17 protein-coding genes are annotated in these 21,538 nt (G+C 41.8%); 12 read left to right on the forward strand and 5 right to left on the reverse strand.

Annotated features, from left to right (window positions below; genetic code table 11):
* Nucleotides 1-52: 52 nt before the first annotated feature.
* The 3 genes from scfB (at nt 53) to WKT03_RS01690 (ending at nt 4,521) form a co-directional block, all read left to right on the forward strand.
* The gene (scfB, locus tag WKT03_RS01680) at nt 53-1,417 is read left to right on the forward strand and encodes a thioether cross-link-forming SCIFF peptide maturase (RefSeq protein WP_008401633.1); all 1,365 of its coding nucleotides are present in this window, start codon (nt 53-55) and stop codon (nt 1,415-1,417) included.
* A gap of 20 nt (nt 1,418-1,437) precedes the next feature.
* Nucleotides 1,438-3,681, forward strand: a complete 2,244-nt coding sequence (locus tag WKT03_RS01685) for a protein translocase subunit SecDF (protein ID WP_008401632.1) — start codon at nt 1,438-1,440, stop codon at nt 3,679-3,681.
* A gap of 171 nt (nt 3,682-3,852) precedes the next feature.
* Nucleotides 3,853-4,521, forward strand: coding sequence for an HAD family hydrolase (locus WKT03_RS01690; protein ID WP_340390825.1), 669 nt, complete (start codon nt 3,853-3,855; stop codon nt 4,519-4,521).
* On the opposite strand, the gene WKT03_RS01695 is transcribed toward WKT03_RS01690, so the two are convergent.
* The gene (locus tag WKT03_RS01695; RefSeq protein WP_340390826.1) at nt 4,514-5,383 is read right to left on the reverse strand and encodes a helix-turn-helix domain-containing protein; all 870 of its coding nucleotides are present in this window, start codon (nt 5,381-5,383) and stop codon (nt 4,514-4,516) included. The two genes, WKT03_RS01690 and WKT03_RS01695, sit on opposite strands and share 8 nt — an antisense overlap.
* Before the next feature lie 219 nt (nt 5,384-5,602).
* Here WKT03_RS01695 and WKT03_RS01700 point away from each other — a divergent pair, with 219 nt between their 5' ends.
* The 5 genes from WKT03_RS01700 (at nt 5,603) to WKT03_RS01720 (ending at nt 12,081) form a co-directional block, all read left to right on the forward strand.
* Nucleotides 5,603-8,641, forward strand: coding sequence for a glycoside hydrolase family 2 TIM barrel-domain containing protein (locus tag WKT03_RS01700; protein ID WP_340390827.1), 3,039 nt, complete (start codon nt 5,603-5,605; stop codon nt 8,639-8,641).
* A gap of 16 nt (nt 8,642-8,657) precedes the next feature.
* Nucleotides 8,658-10,031, forward strand: a complete 1,374-nt coding sequence (locus WKT03_RS01705) for an MFS transporter (protein WP_340390828.1) — start codon at nt 8,658-8,660, stop codon at nt 10,029-10,031.
* Between the two features lie 214 nt (nt 10,032-10,245).
* Nucleotides 10,246-10,686, forward strand: coding sequence for an Hsp20/alpha crystallin family protein (locus tag WKT03_RS01710; RefSeq protein WP_118482811.1), 441 nt, complete (start codon nt 10,246-10,248; stop codon nt 10,684-10,686).
* Nucleotides 10,687-10,822: 136 nt separating this feature from the next.
* Nucleotides 10,823-11,035: a hypothetical protein gene (locus WKT03_RS01715; RefSeq protein ID WP_340390829.1), complete on the forward strand. Its 213-nt coding sequence runs from the start codon at nt 10,823-10,825 to the stop codon at nt 11,033-11,035.
* Nucleotides 11,036-11,118: 83 nt separating this feature from the next.
* The gene (locus tag WKT03_RS01720; protein WP_008401620.1) at nt 11,119-12,081 is read left to right on the forward strand and encodes a beta-ketoacyl-ACP synthase III; all 963 of its coding nucleotides are present in this window, start codon (nt 11,119-11,121) and stop codon (nt 12,079-12,081) included.
* A gap of 427 nt (nt 12,082-12,508) precedes the next feature.
* On the opposite strand, the gene WKT03_RS01725 is transcribed toward WKT03_RS01720, so the two are convergent.
* On the reverse strand, nt 12,509-13,867 hold the full coding sequence (locus WKT03_RS01725; RefSeq protein WP_021944466.1) for a citrate synthase: 1,359 nt from the start codon (nt 13,865-13,867) through the stop codon (nt 12,509-12,511).
* Between the two features lie 152 nt (nt 13,868-14,019).
* Between WKT03_RS01725 and WKT03_RS01730 the strand changes: the two genes are divergently transcribed.
* From WKT03_RS01730 to WKT03_RS01740, 3 genes are read left to right on the forward strand one after another with little or no spacing between them, the layout of a single operon-like run.
* Nucleotides 14,020-15,372: an esterase/lipase family protein gene (locus WKT03_RS01730; RefSeq protein ID WP_117808510.1), complete on the forward strand. Its 1,353-nt coding sequence runs from the start codon at nt 14,020-14,022 to the stop codon at nt 15,370-15,372.
* A gap of 29 nt (nt 15,373-15,401) precedes the next feature.
* Nucleotides 15,402-16,547: a hypothetical protein gene (locus WKT03_RS01735; protein WP_021944464.1), complete on the forward strand. Its 1,146-nt coding sequence runs from the start codon at nt 15,402-15,404 to the stop codon at nt 16,545-16,547.
* A gap of 58 nt (nt 16,548-16,605) precedes the next feature.
* Nucleotides 16,606-17,301, forward strand: coding sequence for a hypothetical protein (locus WKT03_RS01740; protein ID WP_021944463.1), 696 nt, complete (start codon nt 16,606-16,608; stop codon nt 17,299-17,301).
* Nucleotides 17,302-17,357: 56 nt separating this feature from the next.
* On the opposite strand, the gene WKT03_RS01745 is transcribed toward WKT03_RS01740, so the two are convergent.
* Entirely contained in the window at nt 17,358-18,617 is a 1,260-nt protein-coding gene (locus tag WKT03_RS01745; protein WP_021944462.1) for a transglutaminase domain-containing protein, read from the reverse strand.
* A 214-nt stretch (nt 18,618-18,831) separates the two neighbouring features.
* Between WKT03_RS01745 and WKT03_RS01750 the strand changes: the two genes are divergently transcribed.
* The gene (locus WKT03_RS01750; protein ID WP_021944461.1) at nt 18,832-19,011 is read left to right on the forward strand and encodes a DUF6472 family protein; all 180 of its coding nucleotides are present in this window, start codon (nt 18,832-18,834) and stop codon (nt 19,009-19,011) included.
* Nucleotides 19,012-19,047: 36 nt separating this feature from the next.
* On the opposite strand, the gene WKT03_RS01755 is transcribed toward WKT03_RS01750, so the two are convergent.
* Nucleotides 19,048-20,892, reverse strand: coding sequence for an ABC-F family ATP-binding cassette domain-containing protein (locus WKT03_RS01755; protein WP_021944460.1), 1,845 nt, complete (start codon nt 20,890-20,892; stop codon nt 19,048-19,050).
* Between the two features lie 185 nt (nt 20,893-21,077).
* Nucleotides 21,078-21,335 carry an HPr family phosphocarrier protein gene (locus WKT03_RS01760; protein WP_008400539.1) on the reverse strand — a complete coding sequence of 86 codons (258 nt, stop codon included), beginning with the start codon at nt 21,333-21,335 and terminating at the stop codon, nt 21,078-21,080.
* Nucleotides 21,336-21,538: the final 203 nt, after the last annotated feature.

Here is a 21,538-nt window from a genome sequence, read left to right on the forward strand (position 1 = left end):
TCCTCTTTCGTTGCGTGTCAGAAAAATTAATTCACAAGATGGGAGAATTTGTATGGTACATCAGTACAAAAGTAATGGATATAATATCGTACTCGATGTATGTAGTGGGTCTGTTCACGTAGTGGATGACCTTGTGTATGATATTATTGCAAATTACGAAAATCATACAAAAGAACAGGTAATGGAATTACTGCCATCCTATGATAAGGATGAAGTATCGGAAGCCTATGACGAGGTAACCGGCCTGGTAGAAGACGGAACACTATTTACAGAAGACATATTCAAAGATTATATCATTGATTTTAAAAAGAGAAAAACAGTGGTAAAGGCTCTGTGTATTAATATTGCACATGACTGTAATCTTGCATGCAGATATTGTTTTGCAGGAGAAGGTGAGTACAAGGGTGACAGAGGTCTGATGCCACTTGACATAGCAAAGAAATCTCTGGATTTCCTCGTTGCCAATTCCGGTAACCGTGTAAATCTTGAGGTCGATTTCTTCGGCGGTGAGCCACTTATGAACTGGGATGTCGTAAAAGAGACCGTTCGATATGGAAGAAGCCTGGAGGAGAAGCATAATAAGAAATTCCGTTTCACATTGACAACAAACGGTGTGTTGTTAAATGATGAGGTAATGGAATTTGCCAATAAAGAGATGGCAAATGTCGTATTATCCATCGACGGAAGAAAAGAGATTCATGATTACATGCGTCCGACCAGAAATGGAAAGGGAAGCTATGATCTGTTACTTCCAAAGTTCCAGGAATTTGCAAAGAAGCGTGCCGGAAAGAGTTATTATGTAAGAGGCACTTATACGCATAACAATCTGGATTTTTCAAAGGATGTATTACACATGGCAGATCTTGGATTTGACCAGATCTCCATTGAGCCGGTTGTATCTCTGCCGGACGAGCCTTATGCGATAAAGGAAGAGGATATCCCATATCTGTTAGATCAGTATGATATCCTTGCAAAAGAGATGATCAAAAGACATAAAGAAGGAAGGGGCTTCAATTTCTTCCACTTTATGATAGATTTGACAGGGGGACCATGCGTGGCCAAACGTCTGTCGGGGTGTGGTTCAGGTACAGAATATCTGTCAGTTACACCATGGGGCGACCTTTATCCGTGCCATCAGTTTGTCGGTGAGGATGGGTTCTGCATCGGAAATGTAAATGAAGGTATTACGAAACCGGAACTTGTTGATGAGTTTAAGCTCTGCAATGTCTATGCAAAGGACAAGTGTAAGGACTGTTTTGCAAGATTCTATTGTAGCGGTGGCTGTGCGGCGAACTCATATAAATTCCATGGGAATATATTAGATGCGTATGATATCGGATGTGAACTTCAGAAAAAGCGTATCGAATGTGCGATCATGATCAAAGCCGCATTAGCAGATGAAGAAGAAAATCAATAAGGAGGACAAAGGTAAATAAGATGAAGAAAGCAAGAAAAAAAGCCATATGGGTATTGATCCTGTTCCTGCTTGTGCTTGCGGGTTCCATCTACGTTGCATTGTTTGGTGTAGGCGACAGAGGAAAAGCAAAGTATATCAGCCTTGGACTTGATCTGAAGGGTGGCTTAAGTGTAACCTATGAGATTCAGGATGAGGATTACAGTGATGCAGATGTTCAGGATACGATCTATAAGCTGCAGAAACGTATTGATTCCCATACAACAGAGCATAACGTATATTCAGAGGGAAATGGTAAGATCACTGCCGAAATTCCGGGTGTAACAGATGCAGATGCAATTCTGGAAGACCTGAGTATCGAAGGTAAGTTAGAGTTCTTAGATCCTGAGAATTATGAATTATGGTCACAGGGCAAGGATTATACTCCAGCTCTTACCGGTGATGATATTAAGGGTGCAGATGCCAAGATCGATTCTACAGAGACCGGTGATGACAATGTAGTACAGTTGTCATTCACAACAGCAGGTGCTCAGAAGTTTGCAGATGTAACAACAGCAAATGTAGGAAAGATCGTTTATATCGTATATGATGGTGAAGTTGTAAGTGCACCAACTGTACAGCAGGCAATTACAGACGGAAATGCTGTTATCAACAGCATTTCAACATATGAAGAGGCAGACAGCCTTGCTACTACGATCCGTATCGGTGCATTGCCACTGACACTGAAGCAGGTACGTTCTAATATCGTCGGAGCAACTCTTGGTTCAGAAGCAGTATCAACAACGATCAAAGCAGGTATCATTGGTATTATCTGTATCTTCATTATCATGATCTGCGTATTCAGAATTCCGGGTCTGATCGCATCATTATCATTGACACTTTATACATTTATGATCTTACTTGTTATGAACCTGTTCAATGTTACATTGACACTTCCGGGTCTTGCAGGTATCATCCTTTCTGTAGGTATGGCGGTCGATGCGAACGTCGTTATCTTTACACGTATTAAAGAAGAACTGGCAACAGGTGCTTCTGTTAAGCAGTCTGTAAAAGCCGGATTCCATAATGCGTTATCAGCGATCATCGATGGTAATGTGACAACCCTGATCGCAGCACTTGTGCTTGGTATTTTCGGAACCGGTACAATCAAGGGATTTGCGATCACGCTGGCAATCGGTATCGTATTATCCGTATTCACAGCACTTGTTGTTTCACAGCTTGTGTTAAATGCACTTGTTACACTTGGCGTAAACGATGTGAAGTTCTTTGGCAAGGCAAAAGAGCCAGGCAAGGTCAACTTCGTAAAGGGTGGTAAATATTGTATTATCGCTTCTGTTCTTGTCATCGTGATCGGCTTCTGTTTTATGCCGATCTTTGCAAAGACAAAGGGAAGTGCATTGAATTTAAGTATTGATTTTGCAGGTGGTACATCAATCACAGCAGAATTTGACAAAGCATATTCATTATCTGAGGCAGAGAAGGACATTGTTCCTGTTATCGCTGAGGCAGCAGGCATCAGTGAAGCAGATATCTCTGTTCAGACTGTTTCCGGTACAAATGAGATTGTATTCAAGACCACAGAGCTTACGACTCAGGGTGATGATTCTCAGTTGACAAAGGTAACAGCTGCACTCAGCGAGAAGCTCGGTGCGACAGTAACAAATTCCGATAATATCAGTGGTTCAGCCAGCAGCGATATGACAAGGGATGCATTCCTTTCTGTAGCACTTGCAGCCGTTCTGATGCTCATCTACATTGTAATCCGTTTCAAGGATGTGAAGTTTGGTGTAAGTGCGGTATTAGCTCTTTGCCACGATGTAGCTATGGTATTTGTTCTGTATATCTTACTTCGGTTATCCGTTGGTAATACCTGTATCGCATGTATGCTGACAATCTTCGGTTACTCGATCAATGCAACGATCATCGTATTCGACCGTATCCGTGAGAATATCGCAAATGCAGGAACAAAGAAAGATTACAAGCAGATCGTTAATTTAAGTATTAACCAGACGATCACCAGAAATATTTATACATCCTTAACAACATTTGTTACGATCTTCGTATTATATGTAATGGGTGTAGCAGCGATCAAAGAGTTCGCATTTACTCTGATGGCCGGTGTCGTAATCGGTGCTTATTCTTCTATCTGTGTAACTGGTCCATTGTGGTACTACTTCAAGACCGGATTTGGTAAGAAGAAGGATGCTGCGAATGGCAAGAACAATAAGAAAGCAGTAGAGAAGAAGAAAACAGCAAAGGCGCAGTAATTATCTGTCGCCGATCGAATGAAAAACAGACAAGTATGTAGGATTTACATATTTGTCTGTTTTTTCGTTGTGTTACAGGAAAATTTACATCGTGTATCATTAAATTTAATACGTAATGACAATGCATTGACGGATGATAAAAGCTGTGATATGTTGAAGCAAAGGAGGTGCATGATTGAAACAATGAAACGATTTGAAGCGGTTATATTTGATATGGATGGGGTTATATTCGACTCGGAGCTGCTGGTTATAAAGTGCTGGCAGGTCGTTGCAGATAAATATGGAATCAAGAACATAGAAGACACCTGTCACAAATGTCTGGGACTGAATAAGGATGCGACAAAAGAACTGATGCTTGGGGTGTATGGAGCAGATTTCCCTTATGATGAGTATAAGGCGGAGATGTCGGCACTGTTCCATGAACAGGCGGCGGGAGGAAAGCTTCCGATGAAACCGGGAGTTACCGGTCTGTTGCAGACATTAAAAAAGAATGGAAGAAAGGTTGCACTGGCATCTTCTACCAGGAAAGCAGTTGTCGAACAGGAGCTTCGGGATGCAGGTATCCTTCCGTATTTCGATCGAGTTATTTGCGGAGATATGGTAAAGCGGAGCAAACCGGAGCCGGATATCTATCTGGAAGCATGCAGACAGATCCATGTGATGCCGGAGCAGGCATACGCCATAGAGGATTCTTATAATGGTATCCGTTCTGCACATGCAGCGGGACTGCATCCGATCATGGTGCCGGATCTTGCACCGGTCACGGAAGAAATGCAGGAGCTGTCGGATGTCATTCTGGATTCCCTGACCGAAGTAGAGAAATATTTGTTTTTTATTTAATAGCTTCTATCCCTCTTTTCCGATATTGAGAGGGGGAGAAGCCCTTCTGTTTCCGGAACAGCCGGCTGAAATATAACTGGTTATCGTATCCTACGACCTTGGCTATTTCATTTATAGAATAGTTCGTCTGTTCTAAGAGAAGCTGGGCGTTGTTGATCCGACGGGATACGATGAACTGCATCGGGGTCATGCCTGTGTATTTCTTGAAATTCCGTATGAACCAGCTCACGCTCATTCCTCTTGATTCGGCATATTCTTCTATGCTGATGTCTTTATTATAGTTTTCATTAAAGTAGGAAACTGCATAGTCCATTTCACGATCCAGATATTCATTTTTCAGGATATGCTCGCGTGACAGCTCCCGTTTGAATACGATTAAAAGGCGTGTTAGCAGTAAAGCCAGCATTTCTTCATAATCATCCTGACAACGCTGCAGCTCCAGGATGATCTGTTTAAATATATGTTCATATTCCAGAGAGGAACCGACAGGAAATACTCTCCAGTTATCTTTAAATCCATATTTCCTCAGAAGATTCTTCACATCGGAGCCGGTGAAATGAATCCAGTAAACCTCTGTTTTATCTGCACCGTAATATTCATATTTCTGTAGTTCCTTCGGGCGGTAGAGTACCATATTGCCGGCAGGAACGATCGTCTCATTCTCAGTTTTATCAAAATGAAAATGTCCAAGCCCGGATGCGATATAGATGATCTGGTAGTCCTGTCTGCCCTTAGGACGATAGGTAGGCATCTTCGGGTCGCCACTTAAGCGGTATGTTCCGCAGCTTCCGACAATAAGCGGTCTGCGCTTGTCCTTGAAATCAAGATAGGAATGATTCAGGTATCCGGTATTTATATACATGATGAAGCTCTCCTTTATTTGTAGGATTGTAATATAAAAAGATTTATTGATATTGTATCATTTTGTCCATATTCTGTCTATTCCGGTTCATAGACAGAAATGCTGTTAAAGTGTATGATAAATACAGACAAAACGAAATAACAAGATAATATTTGCAAATAATATCAAAAACATAAGAATAGTTGAAAACAAAAAAGTACATATAAGGGAGGATTACTTATGATAGTGCCACGTTATTATGAGAATTTGAATGTATTACATGAAAATACACAGCCTGCAAGGGCATACTATGTACCGGCTTCCTGTAGGATGGATGATCTGGTCGAGCACAGAGAAGGATCAGATCGGTTACAGTTATTAAATGGAAAATGGAAATTCCAATATTTTAAAAGTATTTATGATGTGAAGGATGCTTTTTATGAGATGGGATATGACACCGGAGCATTTGACGAGATCGAGGTTCCGGGCGTATGGCAGATGGCAGGATATGATACACACCAGTATACAAATATCCGCTATCCATTTCCATTTGACCCACCATATGTCCCACAGGATATACCGTGTGGAGCTTATGTGCATACCTTTTCTTATGCAAAGGATGTGGATGCGGCAAAGGCATTTCTGAATTTTGAAGGTGTGGATAGCTGCTTCTATGTGTGGATAAATGGGGAATATGTCGGATACAGTCAGGTATCCCATATGACCAGTGAGTATGATGTGACAGACATTTTAAAAGAGGGAGAAAATACGATCGCTGTCCTTGTTATGAAATGGTGTGACGGTTCTTATCTGGAGGATCAGGATAAATTTCGGATGAGTGGAATTTTCCGTGATGTATATATTCTGAAAAGACCGGAGTGCGCCATTCGCGACTACCGCATCACGACCTCTGTTTTAAAGGAAAAGGCTGAGGTGAAGCTCGATCTGAGCTTTTATCAGGAGACAGCGGTTAAGGTTACGATCGAAGACAGGAATGGTGTGGTTGTAGCGGAAGGACAGGCAGAGCATGACGGAGCTTTCACATTTGAGATTATACAGCCGACACTTTGGAACACCGAGAATCCATATCTGTATACACTTATTTTGCAGAGTGAAAATGAGACGATCGTTGATCATATCGCTGTCAGAACGATAGAGATAAAGGATAAAGTTATTTACTTCAATGGACAGAAGATCAAATTCCGCGGTGTCAACCGGCACGATTCTGATCCGGTAACCGGCTTTACAGTGGATGTGGAGAAGATAAAAAAGGATCTTACCCTTATGAAACAACACAACTTCAATGCGATCCGTTCCAGTCATTATCCAAATGCACCGTATTTTTATCAGATGTGTGACAAATATGGCTTCATGGTATGCGACGAGGCGGATATAGAAGCACATGGCCCATATATGTTATATCGCAAAGAGGATACTGACTACAACCGGTTCAAAAAGTGGAATGAGAAGATTGCAGACAATCCGGAATGGGAGGCGGCTATTCTTGACCGGGTGAAGCGGATGGTCGAGAGAGATAAGAACCGTTTCTGTATCGTGATGTGGTCGATGGGAAATGAAAGTGCATATGGCTGCAATTTTGAAAAGGCACTTGCATGGACGAAGCAGTATGATCCATCCCGTATTACCCAGTATGAAAGTGCAAGATACAGAAATTATGATGTGACCTATAATTATGAGAATCTGGATCTGTACAGCCGTATGTACCCAGCGCTGTCAGAGATCGAGGAATATCTGGAAAAGGACGGAAGCAAACCATTTCTGCTGGTTGAATACTGCCACAGCATGGGAAATGGTCCCGGAGATTTTGAAGATTATTTCCGAATGATCCACAGTGATGACCGCATGTGCGGTGGATTTGTATGGGAATGGTGCGACCATGCAGTTGCGCATGATCAAGCGGAAAACGGAAAGACGAAGTATTACTATGGCGGAGATCATGGAGAGGCGATACATGATGGTAATTTCTGTATGGATGGTCTTGTGTATCCGGACAGAACCCCGCATACCGGACTGCTCGAATACAAAAATGTCTACCGCCCGGTCAGAGTTCGGTCATTTGATCAGGAGAGAGGAACGCTTACCCTTCATAACTATATGGATTTTGATGATATTCAGGATTTTGTGGATATCTGTTATGAGGTAACTCAGGATGGCTTAAGTGTTCAGAAGGGCAAGGTAGTGGGTGCTTCGGCTGCTCCGCACAGTGATTGCACCGTGGGGCTTGATATCGATGTTCCTGCGGCAGGCAGAGCATATCTGAAGCTTTCTTATCAGTTAAAGAAAGAGCTTCCGTTAGTTTCTGCGGGTCATGTATTGGGCTTTGATGAACTTTTGCTTGAGAATAAAGATGGAAGAAACCAGACAGCTGCCAAATGGACGGCTTCGGATGTGGAAGTATCCGATATCAGGGTAGAGGAAGACGATGCATGGATCGTGTTAAATGGGGATGGCTTCACATATCGGCTGGATAAGCGTACCGGCTTGTTCAGCGGACTTCAGTATGCAGGCAGGGAATATCTGAATCATCCAATGGAGCTTAACATCTGGCGTGCGCCTACAGATAACGATATGTATATCCGGGCAGAATGGGAGAAGGCTCATTATGATGAGGCATACACAAGAGCATATAGTGAACAGATCCTTCAGAACAAATTCGGAGTAATGATCATGTGCCATGCAGGTGTGGTAGCTCCAACCGTTCAAAAGCTGATCGATGTAGAGATTATGTGGAAAATAGATGGCGCAGGCAGAATTGCTGCGGGAATAACAGCAGTAAAAGATGAAGAACTCCCGGATCTTCCAAGATTTGGTATAAGAATGTTTCTGGATAAGAAGCTTTCTGAGGCTGCCTATTATGGCATGGGACCACAGGAAAGCTACCGCGACAAGCACAGAGCTGCCAGCCACGGCTTGTTCAGAAGTTCTGTGCAGGAGCTTCATGAGGACTATATCATGCCGCAGGAGAATGGAAGCCACTATGACTGTGATTATGTGGAACTGACAAATCAACGATATGGAATGGCTGTTGCAGCAGAACATACATTTTCATTTAATGCCTCTTATTACACTCAGGAAGTGCTTACGCAGACGAAACACAATTATGAGCTTACGGAAGCCGACAGTACGGTGCTCTGTATTGATCATGCACAGAATGGAATCGGTTCGAACAGCTGTGGCCCGGTTGTTTCGGATGAATACAGATTCAGTGAAAATGAGTTCCGGTTTGATTTCACGCTGGTACCGTTTGTGAGGGGTTAATTAGGAGGAGATACGGATGGAAGAGAAGAAATATTTAAAATGGTATAATAAAGTAGGTTATGGTTCGGGAGATATCGCGGGAAATGTGGTATATGCGTTTCTGACATCCTTTGTCATGGTATACCTGACGGATACGGTCGGACTTGCTTCAGGCATTGTCGGCACACTGATCGCGGTATCCAAATTATTCGATGGATTTACGGATGTATTTTTCGGATCCCTGATTGATAAGACACACAGCAGACTGGGAAAGGCAAGACCATGGATGATTTATGGATATATTGGCTGTGCAATCACGCTGGTTGCATGTTTTGCAGTTCCAGCCGGTATGGGTAAGGCTGCACAGTATACATGGTTTTTCATTGCATACACATTGTTAAATGGTGTGTTTTACACGGCAAATAATATTGCGTATTCGGCACTTACCTCACTGATCACAAAGAACAGCAAAGAACGGGTTCAGATGGGTTCTTATCGGTTTATATTTGCATTTTCAACCAGCCTTTTGATCCAGACGATCACGGTCGGATTCGTGGACTGGTGCGGTGGAGATGCGGCGGCATGGAGATTAGTAGCAATCATCTATGCGATAGTTGGTCTTGTGGTAAATACGATCTCCGGTCTGTCTGTGAAGGAGCTTCCGGAGGAAGAATTAAACGATGGAGAGCCGAAGAAAACCGAGGAGAAGTATAGTCTGGTTCAGGCATTTAAGCTCCTTATTAAGAACAAATATTATATTATGATCTGTGGAACTTACATCTTGCAGCAGCTTTACAGTGCCATGATCGGTGCGGGTCTGTTCTATATGACATGGGTTCTTAAGAATAAGAATCTGTTCGGGCAGTTTGCCTGGGCAGTAAATATTCCCCTCATTATAGCACTGATATTTACACCGACGCTGGTTGGCAAATGGAAGGGCATGTATAAGCTGAACCTTAGAGGATATATCATAGCGGTTATTGGCAGAGCCTTGGTTGTTGTTGCCGGCTATATTGGAAGCATCCCGCTTATGCTGGCATTTACAGCTCTTGCAGCGCTAGGCCAGGGACCTTGGCAGGGAGATATGAATGCGGTTATTGCTTCCTGTTCCGAATATACCTACCTGACACAGGGAAAGCGGGTTGACGGAACTATGTACTCCTGTACTTCGCTTGGTGTAAAGATCGGAGGAGGAATCGGAACGGCGGTTGTCGGCTGGCTCCTTGAACTGTCCGGTTATAAAGGAACGATGGCGGTTCAGCCACAGTCGGCTCTTGATATGATGCAGTTCATGTATCTGTGGCTGCCATTGATATTTGATATCCTGATCCTGCTTATACTTTCCAGAATGAATGTGGAAGCGGCAAATGAAAAGCTTAAGGCAGAGCGGAGAATGTGTGCAGGAGAATAATCTACAAGACATCACAGATTTTTCACAAAAATTATTAGCACTCTCTATTGACGAGTGCTAATACAAGTGGTATAACATAATCAGAACGAAGGAGAGGACATCAGATAGAGACTGATGGAGGTTCCGGAGTTCCGGAAAAATAACAATTACGTGTTCTGACAATGGTCAGCACACCAAAGAATAAAATGTATGTATTTGAATGGAGGAATGACTTATGTTGATGCCTAGTATTTTTGGAGAAAATTTATTTGATGATTTTTTTGATGATTTTGCACGTCCTTATAAAGTGACAACAGGTTATACACAGCCTGCTAATATTATGAAGACAGATGTAAAGGAGACCGAAGGTTCATTTGAACTGGATATTGATATGCCTGGTTACAAGAAAGAAGATGTAAAGGCAGAATTGAAGGATGGTTATCTGACCATCACAGGTACAACGAAGAAAGAAACAGGCGATCAGGACAAGAAAGGCAAATATGTCCGCCGTGAAAGATATTGTGGTTCTTGCAGCCGTAGCTTCTATGTTGGTAAGGCAGTTGAAAAGGAAGACATCAAGGCAAAATTTGAAGATGGTGTTTTAAAGATCAGCGTACCAAAGAAAGAAGAGAAGCCAAAGGTTGAGGAAAGCAAATATATCTCAATTGAAGGATAATTCTTTCACTTCCTGTATGAAAATTATTAAAGTAAATCATTTTGTCTCCTTCTGATAGAAATGTCAGATATGAATAATCATAAATGGGGCTGTTGCTTTACGAAGAATCATTCGTAGGGCAGCAGCCCTTTTTTTCGTGGCAGTGTATCCGCTTGATTTTGAGGAATATATGTGGGCAAATGGAAAACAGCAGTCAACATTTGATTATTTAAAAGAATGTTATGATAATGCTTCAAGGGTTTCGGATACGGTTCATGAAACATTAAGCAAGCTCTTTTATAGTTATCTTGTAGTGGGTGGCATGCCTGAAAATGTGTTTGCTCAAAACCTTCGTGCCGGTGGCTTATAAAATGGAAGGCTCACAAGGAAATTGCTGGAAGTAATAATGTATGCTATAATGTATGCAACTAAAAAATACAAAGGGGAAAACCTATGCCAATAAGAATAATGGGAACCGGAAGCTTTTTACCGGAAAAAAATGTGTCGAATACAGATCTTGAGAAATATGTAGATACTTCGGACGAGTGGATCTCCAGCCGAACCGGAATTAAGAATAGAAGAATCGCAGTACATGAAACGACTGCAGGAATGGCAGCAGAGGCTGCAAAGAAAGCCTTGGAGATGGCAGGAAAAGAAGCAATTGATGTAGAACTGATCGTGCTTGCAACAGTAACACCGGATTATTATACACCGAGTGCTGCATGTCAGGTTCAGGCGGAACTTGGTGCAGACAATGCCATTGCATTTGACGTAAATGCTGCATGTTCAGGATTTGTATTTGCACTCAATGTGGCAAAAATGTACATCGAGACAGGCTTTGTTAAGAATGCACTGGTAATTGGCGCGGAGACATTATCCAAGATCCTCGACTGGAACGATCGTGGAACCTGCGTGTTGTTTGGAGATGGAGCAGGTGCAGCGTATCTGGAAGAATCTGACAAGGGAATTATCAGTGTAGTACAGGGATCAATCGGTAAGAAGGGAATGGTTCTGAACTGCGAGAGCAGACGTACTCACAATATATTTACGGAAGCCGGGATCGAACATGATTATCTGCATATGGATGGACAGGAAGTATACAAATTCGCAGTCAGACAGTGCCCGAAGTGCCTGCTCGAAGCACTGGAAAAGGCAGATATGACAGCCGATGATATTGATTATTTCGTTCTTCATCAGGCAAATGTCCGTATCATCGAATCAGTAGCAAAGCGGTTAAAAGCGCCGATCGAGAAGTTTCCGATGACACTTGGATATACCGGAAATATGAGTGCTGCCAGTGTACCTGTCATGCTCGACAGTCTGGTGCGTGATGGCGGCTTAAAACGTGGTGACAAGGTTGCAATGTCAGCATTTGGCGCTGGCTTAACCTATGGCGCGATCGTACTTGAGTGGTAGAAAATGTCTAAACGACGGTCACCTGTGCGATACCAGATTCGACCTTGTGCCAAGACTCCCTGCGGTTCCTATAAACTGCATATACCCGATTCGCAAATATTCCTGTGTGAACTCGCCTGATGGCTCAAACATGCACCCACATTTGCTGGTATATGCAATTCATAACGGAATCCTTGCTGATGTCTTGAGACAAGGGTGTTAGTTTTGTAAGTTATAAACAGCTACAGCCTTTTCTTCCTGTCATTCAGTTATCTCGGTTCTATACTTGTTATGAAGCAAACCTTTCCGAGCACCGGTACTTAGGTTGCGTTTTCTGCAACCTTATGTACCGCTGCGTTGAGGAATAGAGCGAAAGCGTTTTGCGGAATAATAAGTATAGGGTCGAGATGGCTGGAGACAGGGAGAAAAGGCTGTAGCTGTAGTTGTTTTATCGCTCATTAATAGGAACGTACTCTTTGATCTCTGCAATGCTGGTGTAGGCAGGACGGATGATCTTGTAGGAATTTACAAGCTCTTCCATACGGTGTGCGCTCCAGCCGACTACTCGTGCAATTGCAAATAACGGGGTAAACATCTCAGCAGGAATCTTTAACATTTTGTAGAGAAGTCCGCTGTAATAGTCAATATTGATACAAACACCTTTGTAAATCTTACGTTCTTCGGCAATGATCTTAGGTGCAATGCGCTCGATCATCTCATAAAGGGCATATTCTTCGTCCATACCCTTTTCGGCTGCCAGAAGCTTTACATATTTTTTGAATTCCAGAGCACGGGGATCGGATATAGAATAGAATGGATGTCCCATACCATATACGATACCGGTCTTGTCATATGCTTCCCGGTTGACAATCTTACGGATATACTCGCCAACTTCTTCCTCATCTGTGATATCGGATACATTGTCACGGATATTTTTCATCATACCCATAACCTGATAATCACCGCCACCGTTTAAAGGTCCCTTTAAGGAACAGAGGGCAGCAGCCATTGTTGCATATGTATCGGAACCGGAAGAGGTTACAACACGCGTTGTAAAGGTTGAGTTGCTTCCGCCACCGTGTTCCATATGAAGTACCAGTGCCAGATCCAGTACACGGGCTTCCAGACGGGTGTATTTCCGATTGGAACGTAGGGTACTTAATATATTTTCGGCAAATGACAATTCAGGAAGCGGCTTATGGATATAACAACTCTTGCCAAGCTCGTAATGGCGGTATCCCTGATAGGAATAAACAGCCAGACGAGGGAACATACTGATCAACTGGATACACTGCTGTAATACATTTTCCAGAGAGTTGTCACCCATCTTTTTATCGTATGAACCAAGAGCCAGTGTACTCTTTGTCATATTTGCAATAATATCGGCAGTCGGACTCTTCATGATCACATCCTGAATGAAATGATGCGGCAGATCATAACTGATATTTAAAACCTGCTTGAAGTTCTGAAGCTCCTTTTCATCCGGCAAAATACCGAATAACAGGAGATATGTACATTCCTCAAAACCAAAACGATTATCCAGGAAAAATCCTTTGATCAGATCGTGGATTTCGTAGCCACGATAGTAGAGCTCTCCGGCACATGGAATACGGTTGCCGTTTTCATCTGTTGTAAATGATTTACTGAGAGAGACATTCGTGATTCCGGCATTGATACCGATACCATTTAAATCACGGAGACTACGTTTTACACCATATTTTTCATATAAGGCATCATCAATGCTGTTGTTTTTGATACACATATCCAGATGGCTCTTTGTGAAAGGGCCAATATTATTAATTGACATTTCAATTTCCTCCTGTGAATAGGATAATACTAAAGGTCATTATCGCATTTTTTTATAGAGAATGCAATGAAATAATTGTAGCAAGGCAGCACATGCTTTGGTATAATTAGTATGGTTACAAAAAAGGAGAGTGTATAAAACGGAGGATATACATGAGAAAAGGGAGATTGGCGGTTGTTACAGTCTTTGGAAGCCTTGCAGTCGGGCTTGCTGCCTGTACGGTATTGTCAGGCAGAGTTTATAATAGCGTGTTGTACGATATTGTTCCATGGCTTGTTACGGGGATGGTCTGTGTAATACCGACGGTATTGTGCGGAAAACTGGAAACACCAAGACTTAGCAAATGCAGAAACGGCTGTATGCAGCTATTTGTATTCTGTGTATCCACAGTGCTTACAATTATATATACCGTTTTATGTATGGCAAAAGTTCTTCCGGCTGAATATATACCGACAAATGGGAAAATGTGGGTATTTCATATATTGACAGCGATTCTTGTGGAAGCAGTTGTGTTCTGGAATGGAATGATCCGGATATATCTGACGTCAGAACAGCTTGGTATCAAATGGAGAGGGATCGGAGCTGTATGTGGCATGATACCGGTTGTAAATCTGGTCGTACTTGGGAAGATACTTCGCTTGACGATAGGAGAGGTTTCATTTGAAAATGATAAGGTTCGATTGAATCGGGAACGGAATAAAGAGCAGATCTGCAAAACAAAATACCCGATTCTGCTGGTGCATGGTATCTTCTTCCGGGATTTCAAATTGTTAAATTACTGGGGAAGAATTCCAAAGGAACTGGAGACAAATGGTGCAGTTCTTTTTTATGGCAATCACCAGTCGGCAGCATCGGTTCCGGCATGTGCGCAGGAGCTGGATGCAAGAATCCGGGAGATCGTAGCTGAAACGGGCTGTGAAAAAGTAAATGTGATCGCACATTCAAAAGGTGGTCTGGATATGCGCTATGCCTTATCAGAACTTGGTACAGATCGGTATGTTGCATCACTAACAACGATAAATACACCGCACCGGGGATGTGAATTTGCAGATTATCTGTTAAATATTGTTCCGGAAAAAGAGCAGCAGAGCGTGGCAAAAGCGTATAATGCAGTATTTAAAAAATTGGGCGATGATTCGCCGGATTTTCTGTTGGGAGTAAAAGATCTGACAGCTTCGGCATGTAAAGCCCTAAATGATAAATTACATGATGCACAGGGCGTGTTATATCAGAGCGTTGGTTCGAGGCAGAATGTGGCAGGAAATGGCAGATTTCCGCTGAATTATACATATCGATTGGTAAAATATTTTGATGGAGCAAATGATGGACTGGTAGGCGAAAAATCATTCCCATGGGGAGCAGATTTCAAATACCTGACAGTGGAGGGGAAGCGCGGAATCTCGCATGGAGATGTGATCGATCTAAACCGGGAAAATATTCCGGGATTTGATGTCCGGGAATTTTATGTGAAGCTGGTTCATGATTTAAAAACAAAGGGATATTGATATATAAAAGAAAAGGAGCAGGTAATAAAATGGGTGAGGAAAATAAAAATGTAAAAAAGCCCGCAGTATCAAATGCAGTAGTGAAGAAAAAAACGGCGGGAACCGGAACAAAAAGCACTGGCGGCACACGTCCGGGTAACGGGACAAAAAGCACTGGCAGTACACGTCCGGGTAGTGGCACAAGTGCTGGTAGTGCGCATTCAAATAGAACAGGCAGTGGTGTAAAAAATACCGCAGCCAGAAGCAATGGAGGCAGCGCAAGAAACACCAGCGCACATTCAGGTAACGGAACAAAGAGTGCCAACACTGGCAGCGTACGTTCAAACAATACATCAGGAAGAAAGACACAGCCACAAAAAAGAAGACGCAGGAGAATAACGGCAAATCAGTTTACATTGCTGCTTGCAGTTGTTGTAGGCATTATTCTGCTTTTTATGGTAAATGGCATTATGCGTGGCCGCTATCTCAAGGTAAAGCAGATTTCAAGCGAATATGTATTGGGTTCGAAATTTGATATCACGGCATATGTAGAGCCGGTGAACAGTAAGGCGGTTGTTACCTGCGATACAGCGGATTTTGCACCGGAGAAGATTGGTTCCTATAAAGTGAGCTATATAGTAAAATGCGGAAAGCTGAAAAAGAAGAAAAAACTTACGCTTGAAGTAGTTGACAGAGATTTCCCGGAAATTATCGGACCGGATAATCTGGGCGTTTTCGTAAATGAGCAGGTCAATCTGCTGGATTACTATTCAGTAGAGGATTCACAGCCGGATCTGACCAATGAACTTACGATCAACCGTCAGATCGATACAACAAAGACCGGAGATCTGGACTGTACACTTCGTGTTACAGACTGGAGCAATAATTCATCATCAAAGGATATTACAGTTACCGTATACGGCTTTGAAGGGGATATGAAGAATTCGGCGCTGGCAATCCGTGCATATAACCGGGATAAGGGATATGCGGTATCGGATAATGGAGTATATGTATACTATCCGGATAAAGATAAGAAAACAGCAAATGTATTGATCAATAACAGTATACTATATGAAGTTTCTGATGATTGCAGCAGTAAGGAAATGGATGAAAATGATGAACTGGTTCAGACGATCATAAACGAAGGAACCTGGATATCCATTGATAATCTGGGTGATTTTAATTATTTAAAATAAACACTTTCGGGTGTAGCTTGCTGGCTGATATCAGATCAGAAATTGGGAGGATGTCATTATGGATAATACGGAAATTTTCCTTGATAAATACAAGGAGCTGGAAAATGCAGCGATCAATGAATTCAAACTTCCGCCGGATGGTTCGGCGGTTGCCAAGCTGGAAAAACGGAGTGAATTCAAGGATATCCGGTTTGAACTGAATTATTGCAGAGAAGTGAGAAATCTGCTGCAGCATAATCAACGGCTGGATGAGGAATTTGCTGTACAGCCGGGCAAGAAGATGATCGAGCTTCTGGAAATGGTGCTGGATCGTATTAAGAATCCGGTGCGGTGTATGGATATTGCAGTACCCTTTAATAATCTGGTATGGCGTTCGCTGGATGATCCGGTTATGCCGGTTATCCGGATCATGAATGACAGAAATATTTCTCATGTGCCAATCCTGAAAGATAAAAGGGTAGTGGGAGATTTCAGTGACAACTGTATTTTTCCGTATTTATTGGGAGACACAAATTGTCATATTGATGAGAAAACCCGGTTTCGGGATCTTCAGGAATATATTGAGCTGGAGAAACATCCGTCTGAACGTTTCCGCTTTGTTGCATATGATGAAAAAGTTATGAATGTTAAGAAATACTATGAAGAAAGCAGAAGAGATCATGAAAGGATTGGCCTGATCTTTTTAACAGAGACAGGACACCCGGATGAACGCCTGTTGGGAATTCTGACCTCCTGGTTGATCATAGGAAATTAATAAGTAAAAAAGTGGAACTGTACCTTTGTTATCATAGGTATAGTTCCACTTTTTTATTATGACAGTGGTGGACGACGAAGTTCCTCATCCAGTTCGGAATGATCGATCGTTACGGTCTTTGTATTCTTAATCTTTTCGACACGTCTTGCTTTCCGTCTTTTGTGAATCCGTTTAACCAAAGTGACGATTAGGATTATGATAACACCAAGGCTGATCAGGACAACGGACACACCGTATTTATCCAGTATTTTATCGAAAAAATTGTAATTGTCTTCCTGCCAGATGTTTTCAGCTTCCAGTGTAGACTGGATGCTGTCGATACTGTGAGCCGTACCGGTACAGGTTGGAATACCAGGCAGCCAGTCAGATGCAGGATTCAGATCGGATGCTTCATCACTGGTAATGTTAAAATAATCATAGATCAGAACATTTTTGCCGGAGGTTGTTTCCGGATGATCATACGCAAGATCTACAATATACCAGCCATCATCCAGATAAACCATATTCCATGCATGTGAATTATAGGTAGAATCATCGTTTTCTTTGGTATTTCCTTCTACATAGATACATTTTACACCGGTGGCATCCATAACTGCCTTGAATGCTTTGGCATATCCAAATGAAGTTGCTGTCTTATGCTTTGCGTTGAAAATACCATCTACTGTATAGGACCAGCTTAATCCGGAATGTGAGTTTTCATTGCTGACCTGGAAGTAAGTATCTTCAATGATCGCATTATGGATCAGATATTCCTTCTGGTAATCAGGAAGATCTTTTTCCAGATTGCCAGCAAGATTTGATACGGAGATATCAATGTTATTCTTAATGACCTGTCTGGAACTTCCATTTGCATAATCATTATAACAGACAATCTCGACATTATAGCATACAGCACCGCCATCTAAAGACTTGGTACTGTAATTAAAGGAAGGAGACATCCAGAAGTATGTAGGATTATCTGCCAGAAAGGCATTGATAACTGCCTGCATACCTGTCGGACCGATAACTTCCCATGTTTTGCTTGTAACATTGATCGAAAATGCTTTATAGTAGCTGTTTTCGGTATTCGCATTTTCGTATTCCGCATTCTGGTTTGAATTGTGAAATGCATCTGCTGCTTCTTTTAACTGGTTATAAGCATCCCGGTAAGCATCGTTATCGAAATTGTTATAATAGTATAAAGAAGTATCGATGGTAGCTGCGGCAGACTTTTTATCTTTTGCATCTTTGTCTGCGGTATCCTCTGCGGCGAGGACTGTCATACTTGAAAAAGTAAAAATAGCAGCTATTATAAATAATAGTAGTTTTTTTCTCATAATTACGCACCCCGGTTTCTTTTCTGTATCAGAAAAGTTATAAATTATACTTTTTTATAATACCACAATATGGAAAGTATTGCCAGTCAAAAACTCTTTTCTGTAGTCATGAACAATATATTATGGGATAGGACTTGCAAATTGGAAATAATATGTGTAATATTTACTGAAAACAGGCAATTAATTTGCAAAAATGACAAGAAGGAGGTTGCTTATGGGAGCAGCGAGTTGTGATTTGTGTGCACACTATGTGTATGATGAAGAAGATGATTTTTCGGAATGCATGGTGAATATGGATGAAGATGATTATGCCAGATTTATAACGAGCTCATATGAAAGCTGTCCATATTTTCAGTTAGATGATGAGTATAAAGTAGTGAGGAAACAGATGTAAGCCTGTCTCCTCATTTTCTTATTTATTATACTATACTTATTTTTTAAAGGATTCCAGAAGATCTGTAAGGTAAACATACCGTTCCATCAGATGTTCCAGCTTCAGTTCGGCATTTTCCTTTTCTGCCATCAGATGATTCAGCTTTGTAAAATCTGTTGTGGAAGCTGCGATTTCCCTGTCCAGTCCATCAATGGTTTCTTCACAGGCAGCAATGTCGTCTTCAATGGTATCGTATTCACGCTGTTCATTAAAAGTAAATTTGTTTTTTGCACGTTTCGGTGCGGTGTCCTTTTCTGCTGCTCCTGATTTTGAAGAATCTGCTGCAGGTTTTCCCTTGGAAGCCGGAGCAGGCTTTACAGAACCGGAACCGGACTTTACAGAATTTGCAAATGTTCCATATTCCAGATAATAGTCGGTATAGCTTCCTTCAAACTGCCTGATCTGTCCATAGCCGTCATAGACAAACAGCCGTTTTACAACACGGTCAAGGAAATACCGGTCGTGGGAAACTACGATCAGGATGCCCTGAAAGGTATCCAGATAATCTTCCAGAATACAGAGTGTTGATATATCCAGATCATTGGTTGGTTCATCCAGGATCAGGACATTCGGCGAGCCGGCAAGGATCTTAAGCAGATACAGGCGGCGCTTTTCCCCGCCGGACAGCTTGCCGATCCGTTGGTGCTGCAGGGTGGAATCAAACAGAAATTCCTCACAAAGGGTGGATGCAGACATATATCCATCGACGGTCCGGATATATTCTGCGGTTTCCTTCACATAGTCCAGTACGATCTTGTTATCGTCTAGCATTTCATTTTCCTGTGAGAAATATCCTATATTTACGGTTTCACCGATCTCTATGATACCGGAGTCGGGTTTCAGATTGCCGGTGATCAGCTTCATAAGGGTTGATTTACCACAGCCATTTGGTCCGGTAATACCGATTCTGTCATTACGCAGAAAATTATAAGAGAAATTCTCGATGAGTGGGTGGGTAAGTCCTGGAAAGCTTTTTGAAATATTATGAAGCTCTATCGTTTTATTTCCAAGTCTGCTGGCAATTGAGCTGAGATTTACTGTCTTATCAGCTTCAATCATTTCTTCGGCTGCAAGGGCTTCATAGCGCTTGATATGAGCCTTTTGTTTGGTGCTTCTTGCGCGTGCACCACGGCGGATCCATGCAATCTCTTTCCGGAGAATATTCTGGTTCTTGCGTTCGGTGGCAAGCGCAATATTTTCACGTTCGGCTTTCAGCATGAGATAGCCTTCATAATTGGCATTATAGCTGTAGATGTATCCTTTGTCGATCTCAACGATCCGGTTTGTTACACGATCGAGAAAATAACGGTCATGTGTGACCATGACCAGTGCACCCCTGTAGTTGTTCAGATAGTCCTCTAGATATTCGGTCATATCATTATCCAGATGGTTAGTTGGTTCATCAAGAACCAGAATATCACAGCTTGAAAGAAGGGCAGCGGCAAGGGCTACCTTTTTCTTCTGACCGCCGGACAGACTGGAAACCGAGATGCTGGTATCAGTGAATCCAAGCTTATCCAGAAGTGCCCGTGCATCTCCTTCAATGCTCCACTTATTTTCTTCTGTGCTGTTTGCCGTGATAACATGTTCGTAGATTGTTTCATCATCATGGAAAGTCGGACTCTGTGGAAGATAATTGACAACAACATTATTGCCTTTTACGATCAATCCGGCATCGCAGGTATCGATACCGGCAATCATTTTTAACAAGGAGGATTTTCCCGTACCATTTATACCAATCACACCAATCTTATCACCGGTGTTGACAGAAAAATCGGCTCCCTTAAAGAGAACCTTGTCTGTATAGGCTTTATGAATATTTTTCATTGTTAATAAGTTCATTTGTGTTCCTCAAATCATTATTCAAATTTACTTATCCATTTTATGATGGTTTTCCAGCTACGTCAATAACCCTTTTCCTTACAATGAAAAAAGGATACCCGGTAATCATGACCGGATATCCTTTTTTACGACTGCTCTTATAGCTTCTGTTTGTCGTATATTTCTTTTATTAAATGTAAGTTGCCTTATGCGACTGCTGGTTCAGCAATGAAAGGCTTCAGTGTTGACATGTATGAATCGGAAATACCATCATAGAATTTTACGGTTAATTCATCTCTCAGATCGAGACTGATAACACCAAGAATAGATTTTGCATCTACCATATAGTTTTTGTTTGTAGCTGATATATCGACATCACCATGATATCCTCTCATTACATCTACAAACTGCTTTACTTCATCAACGCTGCTTAATTTTACTTTAATGTCAGTTGATTTAGCCATAAAACTCGCCTCCTTGATTTGTTGAACAATTTATAATCCTTTTTTTTGCTAAAGTCAAATTATGAAAGTGTGAACAAAAAGCAAAATTATTACCAATTTATAAAATTTTTTAAAGCGAATAGAAATTTTATCCTAAAGAAATTCAAAAATCGGCATTTTTAAGTTAAGGATATTCATTTATATGTAGTAAAACTGTAATGGTG

The organism is Coprococcus sp. HCN-4056 (assembly GCF_037892645.1).
Lineage (GTDB): Bacteria > Bacillota > Clostridia > Lachnospirales > Lachnospiraceae > Coprococcus > Coprococcus ammoniilyticus.